Source organism: Microbacterium kunmingense (assembly GCF_023155745.1).
In the GTDB taxonomy this organism is placed as follows: domain Bacteria; phylum Actinomycetota; class Actinomycetes; order Actinomycetales; family Microbacteriaceae; genus Microbacterium; species Microbacterium kunmingense.
Window position 1 is genome coordinate 180,353 of record NZ_JAKNUS010000001.1, and the last position, 12,898, is coordinate 193,250.

Annotated in this window: 15 protein-coding genes; 11 read left to right on the forward strand and 4 right to left on the reverse strand. The window is 71.2% G+C overall.

Annotation, left to right across the window (positions count from 1 at the left end):
- The first annotated feature begins 93 nt into the window (after positions 1 to 93).
- The 8 genes from MA875_RS00985 (at position 94) to MA875_RS01020 (ending at position 6,309) form a co-directional block, all read left to right on the forward strand.
- Positions 94 to 636 (forward strand): hypothetical protein, encoded by a 543-nt coding sequence (locus MA875_RS00985; protein WP_248239697.1) that lies wholly within the window; start codon positions 94 to 96, stop codon positions 634 to 636.
- A gap of 19 nt (positions 637 to 655) precedes the next feature.
- On the forward strand, positions 656 to 1,276 hold the full coding sequence (locus MA875_RS00990; RefSeq protein WP_248239698.1) for a histidine phosphatase family protein: 621 nt from the start codon (positions 656 to 658) through the stop codon (positions 1,274 to 1,276).
- A gap of 252 nt (positions 1,277 to 1,528) precedes the next feature.
- A complete protein-coding gene (gene dinB, locus MA875_RS00995; protein WP_248239699.1) occupies positions 1,529 to 2,737 on the forward strand; it encodes a DNA polymerase IV in 1,209 nt (402 codons plus the stop codon).
- Positions 2,738 to 2,826: 89 nt separating this feature from the next.
- The gene (locus tag MA875_RS01000; protein WP_248239700.1) at positions 2,827 to 3,213 is read left to right on the forward strand and encodes a hypothetical protein; all 387 of its coding nucleotides are present in this window, start codon (positions 2,827 to 2,829) and stop codon (positions 3,211 to 3,213) included.
- 109 nt (positions 3,214 to 3,322) lie between these two features.
- Positions 3,323 to 4,534, forward strand: coding sequence for a cysteine desulfurase-like protein (locus MA875_RS01005; RefSeq protein ID WP_248239701.1), 1,212 nt, complete (start codon positions 3,323 to 3,325; stop codon positions 4,532 to 4,534).
- Positions 4,531 to 5,238, forward strand: a complete 708-nt coding sequence (locus tag MA875_RS01010; protein ID WP_248239702.1) for a hypothetical protein — start codon at positions 4,531 to 4,533, stop codon at positions 5,236 to 5,238. Before MA875_RS01005 ends, MA875_RS01010 begins: the two co-directional genes overlap by 4 nt.
- A gap of 40 nt (positions 5,239 to 5,278) precedes the next feature.
- Positions 5,279 to 5,809 carry a hypothetical protein gene (locus tag MA875_RS01015; protein WP_248239703.1) on the forward strand — a complete coding sequence of 177 codons (531 nt, stop codon included), beginning with the start codon at positions 5,279 to 5,281 and terminating at the stop codon, positions 5,807 to 5,809.
- 89 nt (positions 5,810 to 5,898) lie between these two features.
- Positions 5,899 to 6,309: a hypothetical protein gene (locus MA875_RS01020; RefSeq protein ID WP_248239704.1), complete on the forward strand. Its 411-nt coding sequence runs from the start codon at positions 5,899 to 5,901 to the stop codon at positions 6,307 to 6,309.
- A gap of 16 nt (positions 6,310 to 6,325) precedes the next feature.
- On the opposite strand, the gene MA875_RS01025 is transcribed toward MA875_RS01020, so the two are convergent.
- The 4 genes from MA875_RS01025 to MA875_RS01040 all read right to left on the reverse strand — a co-directional run bounded on the left by MA875_RS01025 (position 6,326) and on the right by MA875_RS01040 (position 11,430).
- Positions 6,326 to 7,453 carry an AAA family ATPase gene (locus tag MA875_RS01025; RefSeq protein WP_248239705.1) on the reverse strand — a complete coding sequence of 376 codons (1,128 nt, stop codon included), beginning with the start codon at positions 7,451 to 7,453 and terminating at the stop codon, positions 6,326 to 6,328.
- Between the two features lie 12 nt (positions 7,454 to 7,465).
- Complete coding sequence (locus tag MA875_RS01030) at positions 7,466 to 8,248, reverse strand: SDR family NAD(P)-dependent oxidoreductase (protein ID WP_248239706.1); 783 nt, start codon at positions 8,246 to 8,248, stop codon at positions 7,466 to 7,468.
- Positions 8,249 to 8,251: 3 nt separating this feature from the next.
- Positions 8,252 to 9,850, reverse strand: a complete 1,599-nt coding sequence (locus MA875_RS01035) for a peptide MFS transporter (protein WP_282448552.1) — start codon at positions 9,848 to 9,850, stop codon at positions 8,252 to 8,254.
- A 119-nt stretch (positions 9,851 to 9,969) separates the two neighbouring features.
- Positions 9,970 to 11,430, reverse strand: a complete 1,461-nt coding sequence (locus tag MA875_RS01040; protein ID WP_308221488.1) for an MFS transporter — start codon at positions 11,428 to 11,430, stop codon at positions 9,970 to 9,972.
- A 118-nt stretch (positions 11,431 to 11,548) separates the two neighbouring features.
- On the opposite strand from MA875_RS01040, the gene MA875_RS01045 reads away from it, so the two are divergent.
- The 3 genes from MA875_RS01045 to MA875_RS01055 all read left to right on the forward strand — a co-directional run bounded on the left by MA875_RS01045 (position 11,549) and on the right by MA875_RS01055 (position 12,886).
- Positions 11,549 to 12,268 (forward strand): GNAT family N-acetyltransferase, encoded by a 720-nt coding sequence (locus MA875_RS01045; protein ID WP_248239707.1) that lies wholly within the window; start codon positions 11,549 to 11,551, stop codon positions 12,266 to 12,268.
- Positions 12,265 to 12,660 (forward strand): hypothetical protein, encoded by a 396-nt coding sequence (locus MA875_RS01050; protein ID WP_248239708.1) that lies wholly within the window; start codon positions 12,265 to 12,267, stop codon positions 12,658 to 12,660. The genes MA875_RS01045 and MA875_RS01050 overlap by 4 nt, the downstream gene beginning before the upstream one ends.
- A 70-nt stretch (positions 12,661 to 12,730) precedes the next feature.
- The gene (locus tag MA875_RS01055; protein WP_248239709.1) at positions 12,731 to 12,886 is read left to right on the forward strand and encodes a hypothetical protein; all 156 of its coding nucleotides are present in this window, start codon (positions 12,731 to 12,733) and stop codon (positions 12,884 to 12,886) included.
- The last annotated feature ends 12 nt before the right edge of the window (positions 12,887 to 12,898 follow it).

A 12,898-nucleotide genomic window follows, 5' to 3' on the forward strand; every position in this document is an offset into this window, starting at 1 on the left:
GGCGGGCGTTTCGCCTCGCTGCGGCGCGGTTCCTGAGCCTGTCGAAGGGCGCTCAACGACCGGGGCAGTCGTCGGGCGGGTTACGGTGGGCTCATGCGGTCTCGGTCGGTGGCGCTGCCCGGCGTCCTGATCTGTGCAGCGGCGCTGGCATCGTGCTCGGGTGCGTCGCCCGACTCGCCCGAGACGCCGCCCACCGCGACCGGCGATCCCGCCGCCAGAGCCCAGGCGGAGGCCTGGCTGGAGGCCGCCGCGCTCCCACCCGGAGCCGAGCCGTCGGACGAGGATGCCGCGGAATTCCTCTCCTTCACAGGGTGGCCTTGCACCCCGGTCGAAGAGCTCGAGGGCTACTGGATCATTCCCGGGGCGACGGTGGCCGAAACGGCGAACTGGCTGCAGGCCAACCCGACAGCCGACCTCGTGACGACGGCGACCGGCCCCTACCCCGACGCCCCAGAGCTCGACAACCTGACCGTCGGCTACATCCCCGCCGACGGCGCACAGGAGGGCGTCGTCTACACGATCGTCCGCACCCCCGACGGTGTCGCCGTGCGCGCCGAGGTCGCCGCCCTCACCGCGTCGGCGGAGTGTCCGGAGCTGCCCGACGGGGGAACGCTCGGCTCTCCCGGGCAGGGCTGAGGACCGGCAGGATGAAGGGGTGACGAGAGCCGCGAACATCGAACTCCAGGGGACCATGGTCCTCGTCCGGCACGGCGAGACCGAATGGAGCAAGAGCGGACGCCACACCGGGCTCACCGACATCCCCCTCACCGAGACCGGAAGGTACAAGTCCGAGCTCGCCGGCACCCTCCTCGCCACCCGGCGCTTCGACCTCGTGCTCACCAGCCCCCTCCGCCGCGCGGTCGAGACCGCCCGGCACGCCGGTTTTCCCGGCGCCCGACCCGACGAGCGCCTCCACGAGTGGGACTACGGCGCCTACGAGGGGCTCACGACGCCGGAGATCATCGCGCAGCTCGGCCACCCCTGGTCGATCTGGGACGACGGCGCTCCCGCGGGTGAGACCCCGGGGGAGAGCGTGGGCGAGGTCACCGCTCGCGCGGAGTCGCTGCTCGGCAGCATCCGTCCCCGCCTCGAACGCGGCGAGCACGTGCTGATGTTCTCCCACGCCCACTTCATCCGCGCGCTCACCGGCACGTGGCTCGGGCTGACCGCCGCAGGCGGCCGCTACTTCTGGCTCGGCACGTCTGCGGTGAACGAGCTCGGCTACGAGCACGGGCGGCCGGTCGTGCTCGAGTGGAACCACGTGCGCGGGCGCTGACGATCCCAAGCCGGGCCCACCCCGCCGCCGGATCGATGTGGCGCAGATCGCCGCCGGCGAGCCTGAAAGGCGACCATCTCCGCCACCTCGACCGCACCGCTGCCATCGAGGTGGCACAGATTGCCGCCCGCGCCGCCCGAAGGCGACCACTTCCGCCACCTCGATCGCGCAGCCGGCGGGCCCGACCTCAGCCCGGTGCCCGCACCGCGATGTCGGACCCCCGTGCGACGATGCGCCCGGGGAGGAGGCCCGATGCGCGACGAGGCGACCGTGCTGCACGCCGATCTCGACGCGTTCTACGCCTCGGTCGAGCAGCGCGACGCGCCCGCGCTGCGCGGCCGCCCGGTGATCGTCGGCGGCGGTGTCGTGCTCGCCGCCAGCTACGAAGCCAAGGCTCGTGGCGTGCGCACCGCGATGGGCGGACGTCAGGCGCGGGAGCTCTGCCCGGATGCGATCGTCGTTCCCCCTCGCATGGAGGCGTACTCGGCGGCCAGCAAAGCCGTGTTCGAGATCTTCCGCGACACCACGCCCCTCGTCGAGGGGCTCTCGATCGACGAGGCCTTCCTCGAAGTCGGCGGGCTCCGACGCATCGCCGGCCCTCCCGCCGACATCGCGGCGCGGCTGCGCGAACGCGTGCGCACCGAGGTCGGACTGCCGATCTCGGTCGGGGTCGCGCGCACGAAGTTCCTCGCCAAGGTCGCCAGCGCCGTGAGCAAACCCGACGGGCTCCTCGTCGTCGAGCCCGACGGGGAGGAGGCGTTCCTCCTGCCGCTGCCGGTGGAGCGGCTCTGGGGCGTGGGGGCGAAGACCGCCGAGAAACTGCACGGCCTCGGCATCCGCACCGTCGGACAGCTCGCCGAGCTCGAGGCGGCGACCGCTGAGCGCCTGCTCGGCCGGGCGGCGGGCGCGCACCTGCACGCCCTTGCGCGCCTGCGCGATCCGCGGCCGGTCGACACCACGCGCCGCCGCCGCTCGATCGGGTCGCAGCGCGCCCTCGGCACCCGCCCCCGCACCCCCGACGAGCTCGACGTCATCCTCAGTCAGATCGTCGACAGGCTGGCCCGCCGCCTTCGCGACGGCGACCGGGTCTGCCGGAGCGTCGTCCTCCGCCTCCGCTTCGGTGACTACACCAAGGCGACCAGGTCACGAACCCTCCGGTTCCCGACGGATCGCACGTCGCTGCTGCTCGACACGGCACGGATGCTGCTCGCCGCCGCCTTTCCGACGATCACCGAGCGCGGGATCACCCTCCTCGGTCTCTCGCTGTCGCACCTCGAGCGCGCCGATGCCGTCCAGCCCGAGCTGCCGCTCGACTTCAGCGGGGAGGGGGAGGTCGACGGCGCCCTCGACACCGTGCTCGACCGGCTCCGCGATCGCTTCGGCGCAGCCGCGGTCGCCCGCGCCGCGCAACTCGGTCGCGACCCCGGATGGTCGACCCCGATCCTCCCCGAGCACGAGTAGAACGAAAGGACCATCGGCCCGATCGCTTCGACCGCCTCCGCCTATCGTGCGGCCATGAACACCGTTCCCTCGTTCCGGGGCGCCGCAGGGTGATCGTCTTCGTCGTGCTCGGCGTCGCGCTGGGCTTCGCCATCGGCATCCCGCTGGGCCGGCGCATCGACCGCGCCCACCCGACGCAACGGCCGAGCGCGCTGGCCTGGACAGCCCTCGCCCTCAGCGTCGTCGCGGTCGGGCTGCTCGCGGGCGCACTCCTCTCCCCGCTGGCCCTTTCGGGCCCCGCCGGCTCGGCCATCAACGCCACACCGCTCTCGATCGCGCTGTCGATGGCAGGGGTGACCGCTGCGGCCTGGGCGATCGCCCGAGGCTACCGCCGCTGGGTCTCGTGGACCGCGGGCGGGATCGCTGCTCTCCCCACGGTGTTCTGGATCGTCTTCGCGCTCGGGTATCTCATCGACCTGAGCCCCGCGCCCGGGTGACACATCCCACGGCGGCGCCCGCAGGGCTCTCGATCAGCTGCGCGGCGCGGAGGCGGTTTCCTCACGCTGAGCGATAATCTCGCTCCGTGCACGGAAATGAGCGGGGTTCATGAGTCTCGACGTCGACGGGTTCCGCGCCCAGTTCCCGTCCCTCGCCTCAGGGATCGCGCACTTCGACGGCCCCGGCGGCACGCAGACGCCCCTCGCGGTGGCCGAGGCGATCGCGCGCACGCTGACGGCGCCGCTGTCGAATCGGGGCTCGTCGGTGCGGAGCGAACGGAACGCGGATGACGCGGTCACCGCGTTCCGCGAAGCGGTGGCCGATCTGCTGGCCGCTGACCCTCGGGGCGTGGTCTACGGGCGCAGCGCCACGCAGCTCACCTACGACCTCTCCCGCACGCTCGCGGACTCGTGGGCGGAGGGCGACGAGATCGTCGTCTCCGAGCTCGACCACGACGCCAACGTCCGTCCCTGGGTGCAGGCGGCCGAGGCGCGGGGCGCCACCGTGCGGTGGCTGCGGCTCGATCCCGCCACCGCCGAACTCGACCTGACACGCCTCGACGAGATCGTCAACGAGCGCACCCGGCTGGTCGCGGTCACCGCGGCATCCAATCTCCTCGGCACCATTCCGCCGGTCGCCCGCATCGCCGCCCGCGCCCACGCCGTCGGCGCCCTCGTCCACGTCGACGGGGTGCACTACGCCGCCCACGCGTCGGTGGATGTCACCGCCCTCGGGGCCGACTTCTTCGTGTGCTCGCCGTACAAGTTCTTCGGGCCGCACTGCGCCGTGCTCGTCGCCGATCCTGCGCTGCTCGAGACCCTGCATCCCGACAAGCTCGTGCCCTCGAGTGATCGGGTGCCCGAGCGCTTCGAGCTCGGCACGCTCCCCTACGAGACCCTGGCGGGCGTCACCGCCGCTGTCGAGGTCATCGCCGACCTCGCCCCGGCGACCGGCGAGCCGGGCATCACCCGCCGCGAGCGCCTCGTCGCGGCGCACGAGCTCATCGACCGGCACGAGACGGCTCTGCGCGAACGCATCGAGACCCGCCTGGCAGAGCTCGGTCTCCAGGTGCATTCGCGGGCCGCTCGGCGCACACCGACGCTCTACGTCACCCTCGGCGACCGCGTCGCGGCGGCCGCGTCGAGCTTCCTCGCCGAGCGCGACATCCTGGCCCCCTCCGGAAGCTTCTACGCCTGGGAGACCTTCCGGGCGCTCCGCCTCCCGGTGGAAGCCGGCATGCGCATCGGGGTGGCCGCGTACACCAGCGACGACGACGTCGATCGCCTTCTCGAAGGACTAGCGGAGTTTCTGACACGATGACCACTTCAGTCCCCACCCCCGCCCCGACGTCCTCGGCCGCCGAGCAGCCGCGCCTGTCGGGGCTCTTCGGCGACATGGAACTGCTCGTCGTCATCCTGCTGGGCATCGTGTCGGTGGCGACCGCGTACACCTCGTTCCAGTCCACGCTCTACGACGGGATGACCGCGTCGTCGTACTCGCAGGCGCAGAACACCCAGACCGAGGCGGAGTCGCTGTTCCTCGAGGCCAATCAGGTCTACGTGCAGGACGTGCAGACCTGGGGCCGGCTCACCGAGCTCTCGGTCGACATGGACAACCCCGACCCCGTGATCGCCGAGGCCGCAGCCGCCAAGTTCGACACCCTGCAGTTCGTGCTCGTCGACGAGATCTTCGACGCGGCCATCACCTGGTCCGACGAGGAGACCACCGCCACCGGCGATTACGTCGGGCCCTTCGACTCCGAGGAGTACTTCGCCGCCCGCTTCGGCGCGTGGGCGGACGAGGACGAGCGCAGCACCGCGCTCTTCGAGACCGCGGAGGAGTACAACACCCTCGGCGACCGGTTGCAGCTCAACACCGTGCTCATGGCGATCACTCTGTTCCTCCTCGGTGTCGCAGCCGTGGTCAAGCGCCGTCGCATCCAGTGGATCCTCATCGGATTCGGTATGACGATCTTCACCGTCGCCGCGGTGCTCACGGCCCTGGTGCCGTTCGCCTGGTTCTGATCGGATGGTTCTGGCCGGCCTGATCTGAGGAGACGACACGATGGCATCCACTCCCGAGGACTCCGACCGGCCGGTGCTCACCCCCCTGGCCGCCCTGACCTCGAGTTTCGTCACCGAGCAGTCGGTGTACGGGGTGATCCTGGTGTCGGGGATGATCGTGGTGAGCGGCGCCGGAGACCCGACGAGCCTCAGCGTCTTCGTCGTCGTCGTCAGCACCGTCGTGGTCTTCTGGGGCGCGCACGTCTACGCCGCCACGGTGGCCGGGCACGGCTTCGGGAGCGATGCGCGTCCGCTCTCGCACGCGTTCCGCCGAGCGGTGCGGCAGTCGAACGGGCTGCTGGTCTCCGCGCTCATCCCCTGCGTGATCCTTCTGCTCGGCACCGCGCGCCTGGTCGACGACCAACTCGCCATCTGGGCGGCTCTTCTGTCGGGAACCGTGCTGCTCGCCGCGCTCGGATGGATCGCGTTCCGCCGGCGCGGCGCCTCCGTGGCGCGGAGCCTCGCCGGTGCGGCCATGACAGCCGCCTTCGGCGCCGTCATGGCGCTGCTTAAGGTCATCGTGGTGCATTGACCGCCGCCTTCGGCGCGGCCATCGCGCTGCCGACGGTTGTCGTCGTGCGTCGATCGCGGTGAAGACGCGTGCGCCGCTACGGTGAGTGCGTGCCCTTCGCCGTCGCGCTCACCGTCCTGCTCGTCCTTCTCGGCGCGTTCCAGCTGGCCCTTGCCGCCGGCGCTCCGCTCGGCCGCTTCGCGTGGGGCGGGCAGCACCGCGTGCTGCCGACCCGGCTGCGCATCGGGAGCGTCGTGTCGATCCTGATATACGCGGTCATCGTGCTCCTCGCCTGGAGCCGCGTCGGCGCGATCGACCTCTTCCCGCTCGTCGTGTCTAAGGTGGGCATGTGGGTCGTGTTCGGCTACTTCGCGCTCGGCATCGTGATGAACGCGCTGTCTCGTTCGAGGCCGGAGCGGTTCACGATGACGCCCGTCTGCCTCGTTCTGGCGGCGCTGTCGTTCTTCATCGCGATGGGCTTCGACGACATCGAGATGGAGACGCTGACGCTGGCGCTCTGATCGGCGTCTCCGCGCACTACCGCGCCCCCCAGGTCCACGCCGGCCGGTCGAGCACTCCCTGCCCCGCGACCTGCGTGCCGCCGGTCCCGCCCTCCAGCCGATGGGTGAGAGAACCGGATCTCTCGAGCGCTGCGGCGAGGCGTTCGGCGTGTGTGACGACGATCACCTGGGACTGAGCGGATGCCGCGGCGATGAGTTCGGCGAGCGGGTCGAGCAGGTCGGGATGCAGGCTCGCCTCCGGCTCGTTCAGGACGAGAAGCGGCGCCGGGCGGGCCGGGAGGAGTGCCGCGCACAGCAGCAGGTAGCGCAGGGTGCCGTCCGAGAGCTCGCCGGCTGCGAGGGGACGGAGAAGGCCCGGCTGCCGCATCGCCAGGGTGAACCGACCGTCCGCAGCGTCGATCTGCACGCGAGCGCCCGGGAAGGCGCGGGCGACAGCGCCGTCGAGATCGGCGCCGACGCCGGCATCGCGGATGGTCGCCCAGACCGCCGCGAGGTTCTCGCCGCCGTGCGCCAGGGTGTGCGAGCGTGTGCCGACCTGCGGCGTTCTGGCGGGAGCATCGGCATCGACGCGGAAGTGGTCGTAGAAGCGCCAGCCGGCGAGAGTGCGGCGGAGCGTCAGGAGCTCGGGCCCGGTGTCGCCGTCGGCGAGGTCGGTGACGATGCTCTCCCACGCAGCGAGCGGCTGGGCGAGGGTCGTCCATGACTCATCCCGCACCCGCGTCGCCGCACCTTTGCGGTCGATGAGCAGCGCAGCGGGCTTCGCGACAGGCCCCGCGAACACCTGCTCGCGTTTGATCTCAGGGTCCCTGCCGAACAGGCTCTGATCGGCCTGGGGGATGCCGAGGTCGACGAGGAAGCCCAGTTCGTCCGAGGCATACCCGAGCTTCACCGCGATCGGCTCGCGCCGCACGGTTCCCTGCGAGCCGCCGTTCTCAGGCCCGGCCCACAGCAGCGAGGGCAGGCCGCCCTCGCGCGCGACGGCTCCGATGAGCGAGCCGGTGGCGGTCTGGGCGAGGAGGCGCATCGCCCGGTAGAGGTTCGATTTGCCCGACCCGTTCGGGCCGGTGATCACGGTCAGCGCGTCGAGCGGAAGCGCGAGGTCGCGCAGCGACCGGTACCCGGCGACGGCGAAGGTGGTCAGCACCCCGCCATCCTGTCAGGGGCCGACGACGTCGTCGCGCAGCCGGTCGGAGAGCACCTTGGCCCCCGCGGATGAGGCGAAACCGCCGTCGACGGGGATCTCGGCGCCGGTGACGTAGGCCGCGGCATCCGAGAGCAGGAACGCCACCATCTCGGCCACCTCCTCCGCCTCACCGGTGCGCTCCAGCGGCGTGAGATCGAGCTGCGCGGCGCGCATCGCGTCGGGTGCGTTCCGGGTCATCGGCGTCTCGATGAACCCGGGGTGCACGATGTTGACGCGGATCCCCCGCGGCCCGAGCTCGGTCGCCGCGGCGTGGGTGAGGCCCCGCAGGGCCCACTTCGAGGTGGTGTAGGCCACGGGGTAGTGCCCGCTCACCGCCGCGATCGAGCCGACGTTCACGATCGACGACCCGCGCTCCATGAGGGGCGCGAGCGCCTGGATGCCGAGCATCGCCCCGGTCACGTTCACGGCGAGCACCCGGTCCCAGTCGATGCGGGCCACGGCGCCCAGTCGCGCCCGGTGGGTGATCCCGGCGTTGTTGACGAGGCCCCGCACCGGAGGGCCGCCCGCGAGTTCGGCCGCGAGCGCGCCCCAGGCGCCATCATCCGCGACGTCCATCGACCGGTAGGTCACGCCTGATCCAGCCAGTGCGGGAGCCTCCACGGCGAGATCGGTCGCGATCACCCGCGCTCCCTCCCGCGCGAGCAGGACCGCCTCGGCGGCCCCCTGTCCTCCGGCGGCGCCGGTGACGACCACCACGCGGTCGGCGAGTTCCGGATGACGCCCGTTCGGCGTCATCCGCTACTTCACGCCCTTCATCAGCGCGAGCACCGGCTTGACCGACACCAGCAGCCCGATACCGACGACGATCGCGAGCCCGCCGAGGATCGCGAAGTACGGCCCCTCGTTGTTCACGTCGAAGAACTGGGCGAGCCAGCCCGAGATCGAGGTGCCGAGCGCGACCGACAGGAAGAACAGCGCCACCATCTGGGTGTGGAACATCTCGGGCGCGAGCTTGGTCGTCACCGACAGGCCCACGGGCGAGACCAGCAGCTCGGCGACGGTGAAGACGAACAGGATGCCCACGAGCGCGAGGAGCGGGGTGGAGTTCGGCCCTCCGCCGGCGAACGGCAGGAAGAGCAGGAAGGCGACGCCCATGATCATCGTCCCGATCGCGAACTTCACCGGCGTCGACGGCTGGCGTGTGCCGAGCTTCAGCCACAGGGTGGCGAAGACGCCGGAGAGGATGATGATGAAGATCGGGTTGATCGACTGCACCCACGACACCGGCATCGTCCAGCCGAAGATGTCGCGGTTCAGCTTCTGGTCGGAGTAGATCGTCACCACGGTGAACTGCTGCTGGTACAGCGACCAGAACGCGACGCTGGTGATGAACAGCGGCAGGAACCCCCAGACCCGCGAGCGCTCGGTGGAGGTGATGCGGCGGCTGGAGAGGATGACGAAGAAGTAGGCGATCGTCGCGCCGAGGGTCACCACGATGACGACCAGCGAGAGGTTGTCGACCGTGATGACGCCGACGAGCAGCAGCACGACGATGAGCCCGAGCCCCGCGGCGGCGATGCCGATGAAGAGGCCGTAGCGGTGGCGCGGAAGCGGGTTCGGCACGATGCTCGCCTCGGGCGGGAGCTGCTTGCGGCCGAAGGAGTATTGGATGAGCCCCAGGGCCATGCCGACCGCAGCGAGGCCGAAGCCCCAGTGGAACCCCATCGTGGTCTGGAGGAGACCGGTGAGGAGCGGACCGAAGAACGCGCCGAGGTTGATGCCAAGGTAGAACAGCGAGAACCCGGCGTCGCGACGCGGGTCGTCGGCGGTGTACAGCGTGCCGACCACGGACGTGGCGTTGGCCTTCAGTCCGCCCGAGCCGAGTGCGACGAGGATGAGGCCGACGGTGACCCCGAGGAATCCGGGGAGGAGCGCGAGGGCGATGTGCCCCGCCATGATCACGATCGCGCTGTAGAAGAGCACCCGCTCGGATCCGAGGATGCGGTCGGCGATCCAGGCGCCGAGGATCGTGGAGAGGTACACCGAGCCGCCGTACGCGCCGACGATGCCCGCCGCGACCGTCTCGGGCAGGCCGAGTCCGCCCTGCGTCGTGGAGTAGTAGAGGTAGATGAGCAGGATGCCCTGCATGCCGTAGAAGCTGAAGCGCTCCCACATCTCCACGCCGAAGACATGGGCGAGCGCCCACGGCTGACCGAAGAACCGGGTGTCGTGGTCGCCCTTGCCGCGCCCGAAGGTGGCCGCGGCGTCGGTGCCGCTGTTTTCGGCGGCGCGCCGACCCGCCCGGGTGCGGACGTCGGGGTCGGCCGCCGCCGTCGCGCCGGTCGGTGGTCCGACGGGGACCTGCTCGGGTGCCCGGTCGCGGTCGTCGCTGTCCATGCGATGACGATACGCCCGCGGGTGCGCCCGTGCAGACCATTTCGCCGAGGCGAGGAAAACCGGCCGAGCCGCGTACATCCGCGGCTGGAACGTCCGCGCCCCGGCGGATCGTACGCGTCTCAGCCGGTGACGCGCTCGTGCTCGGGCAGCGCGGGATGGCGTTCGCGGGCGTCGTGGCGGCGCGGGATGAAGAGGGCGACGACGAGCGCGACCGCCGCGGCCGCCCCGCCGAGGATGAAGGAGACCTGGAAGGCGGTGCCGGTCGGCACGTCGACGCCCTGGTACGGCGTGACGTAGGTGGCGAGCACCACCCCGATGACGGCGGCGGCGGTGCTCGTGCCGAGCGAGCGGAACAGGGCGTTCAGGCCGTTCGAGGCGCCGGTCTCGGACTGCGGCACCGATCGCATGATGAGCATCGGCATCGCGGCGTACCCGAAGCCGATGCCGACGCCGATGAGGATGTTCGCCACGAGGATCTCCCACACCTCCTGGGAGAACAGCAGCGTGTAGCCGTACGCGGCGATGAGGGCGAGTGCCCCGAGGACGAGGAGGAGGCGCGGCCCGAAGAGGCGCGCGAGACGCCCGGAAAAGGGCGAGAGGAGCATCATCATCAAGCCCGCGGGCATGACGACGAGGCTCGCGGCGATGAGTGAGAGCCCGAAGCCCCCGGTGGCGACGGGGAGCTCGAGCATCTGCGGGTACACGACGTTCGAGGCGAACAACGAGAACCCCATCGCGATCGAGGCGATGTTGGTCAGGAGCACCGGGCGGCGCGCCGCGACACGGAGGTCGAGGAGCGGGTCGCTGATGCGCAGCTCGTACCACCCCCAGGCCAGAAGGACCACGAGCCCGCCCATCCCGAGTGCGAGCACGGCGAGTGAGGCCCATCCCCACTCGTTGCCGCGGGAGATCGCGAGGAGGACGCCGAGGAGCCCGATCGACATGCCCGCCGCGCCGACGAAATCGAAGCGCCCCGCGGTGCGGAGGGTGCTCACCGGCACGATCCACAGCACCAGGACGAAGACGACGACGCCCAGGCCCGCCGACATCCAGAACAGCACGTGCCAGTCGCTGCGCTCGGTGATGAGTGCGCTGATCGGCAGGCCAAGCGCGCCGCCGACGCCGAGCGTCGCGCTGATGAGCGCGATGGCGGTGTCGACGCGGTTCTCGTGGAGCACGTCGCGGAGGATCGAGATGCCGAGCGGCACGACCCCGGTCACCGCCCCCTGCAGGGCGCGGCCCACGATGACCCCGACGATCCCGGGCGACAGAGCGGCGATGACCGAGCCGACGACGAGGAGACTCAGGAGCACCAGCACGATGCGGCGCTTGCCGTACATGTCGCCCAGGCGCCCCGCGACCGGCGTGCTGATGGCGGCGGCCAGGAGCGTGGCGGTGACCACCCAGGCGGTGTCCTCGCGGCTGGCGTCGAGAAGCTCGGGGAGTTTGGACTGGATCGGCACCACGAGGGTGAACATGAAGGATGACGCGAGTCCGGCGACCGCGAGGACGGCGACGATCGCACCCTGCCGGGGCTGTCGGCTGAGGTTCTTCCGGACGCCCTCAGCTCGATCTCGCACCGACTCAGCCTACTCCCGAAAGGCGGTGGCGGCGCTCGCAGTGTGAACGAGCGTGCGCTCAGCGCACATCGATCCTCCTGTCGACGACAAGCCTGATCGCGGTGGGTAAGTTGGGCGCATGCCCGAGGCATCCGTTCCCGCTCCGCCCGGAATCACGCTTCGCCCGCTCGACACGGTCGAGGCGGTCCACACCGCCTCGGCGGTGCTGTCCGAGGTGTGGGGCGGCGACCGGTCGGGCATGCCGCCGAACCTCCTCCGGGCTCTCGCCCACGCCGGCAACTACGCCGTGGGTCTGTACGAGGATGACCGGATGGTCGGCGCATCGGTGGCGTTCTTCGCCGCGCCCGCCGCCCGATCGATGCATTCGCACATCACCGGCGTGCTGCCCGGGCGGCAGAGTCAGGGTCTCGGGCGGATGCTGAAGCAGCATCAGCGCGAGTGGGCCCTTGCGCGCGATGTCGGCCACATCACCTGGACCTTCGACCCGCTCGTCGCGCGAAACGCCCATTTCAACCTGCAGGTGCTCGGCACCCGGGTGACCGAGTACCTCGTGAACCACTACGGCGCGATGGACGACGGGGTCAACCGCGGCGACGAGACCGATCGCATCATGGTGTCGTGGGCTCTTGCCGCGCCGCCGGTGCCGACGCCCCCCGACGACCGGGTCGTGGCCGAGGTGCCAGTGCCCCCCGACATCGCCGCCATCCGCCGCGACACCCCGGCCGAGGCCGCCGCTTGGCGGCGGCACGTGCGGGCGGCCCTCCTCGGGCATCTCGCCGACGGTCTCGTGATCGGCGGCTTCGACGCCCCGCGCGGCTACCTGCTGGTGCGCCCGTGATCCCGGCGGACTGGACCCCTCACCGGCGCGACGACGGCGAACTGATCGGCTGGATCCGGCCCGAAGGCGAACACTGGGTGGCGATGGACCTCTTCGGTCGGCCGTCGTCCGGGGCCGTCGAGTGGCTCGAGGCGGAGGAGGTGCTTGAGCAGCGCGGACTGTCGTGGTTGGCCGAGGTGTGGATGCTCGAGCGGGAGGACGGAGAGCCCCTGCGCGTCCGCATCGCCGAGGTGACCCCCGGTGGCGTCGGAGAACAGGGTCAGGTCGTCGTGCACACCGATGACTTCGGGGCGATCGACGTACCGTACGAGCGCATCGCGCTGCCCTGGCCGGTGCCCGCGACGCTGCGACCCCGGCGTCCGGATGACCCGGACGGGCGTCTGTTCGGCTGAGGCGTATCAGACCGGGCCGTCGGGCCTCTCCTCCTGTGACGCTGCGGCGTCGACGACAGGGGAGTCCGACATGAATCTGCGCACCGCACTGCTTCCGAGCACCGCACTGTTCCCGACGAGCGCTGACGACGCGGGTCGCCGCCTCACAGCGCGCATGGCGCGGCGCCTTCGCCCGCGCCGCGCGCGGTCGACCTTCCGCCCGCTCATCGCCCCGCGCACCGCCTGAGCCCCGGCGTAC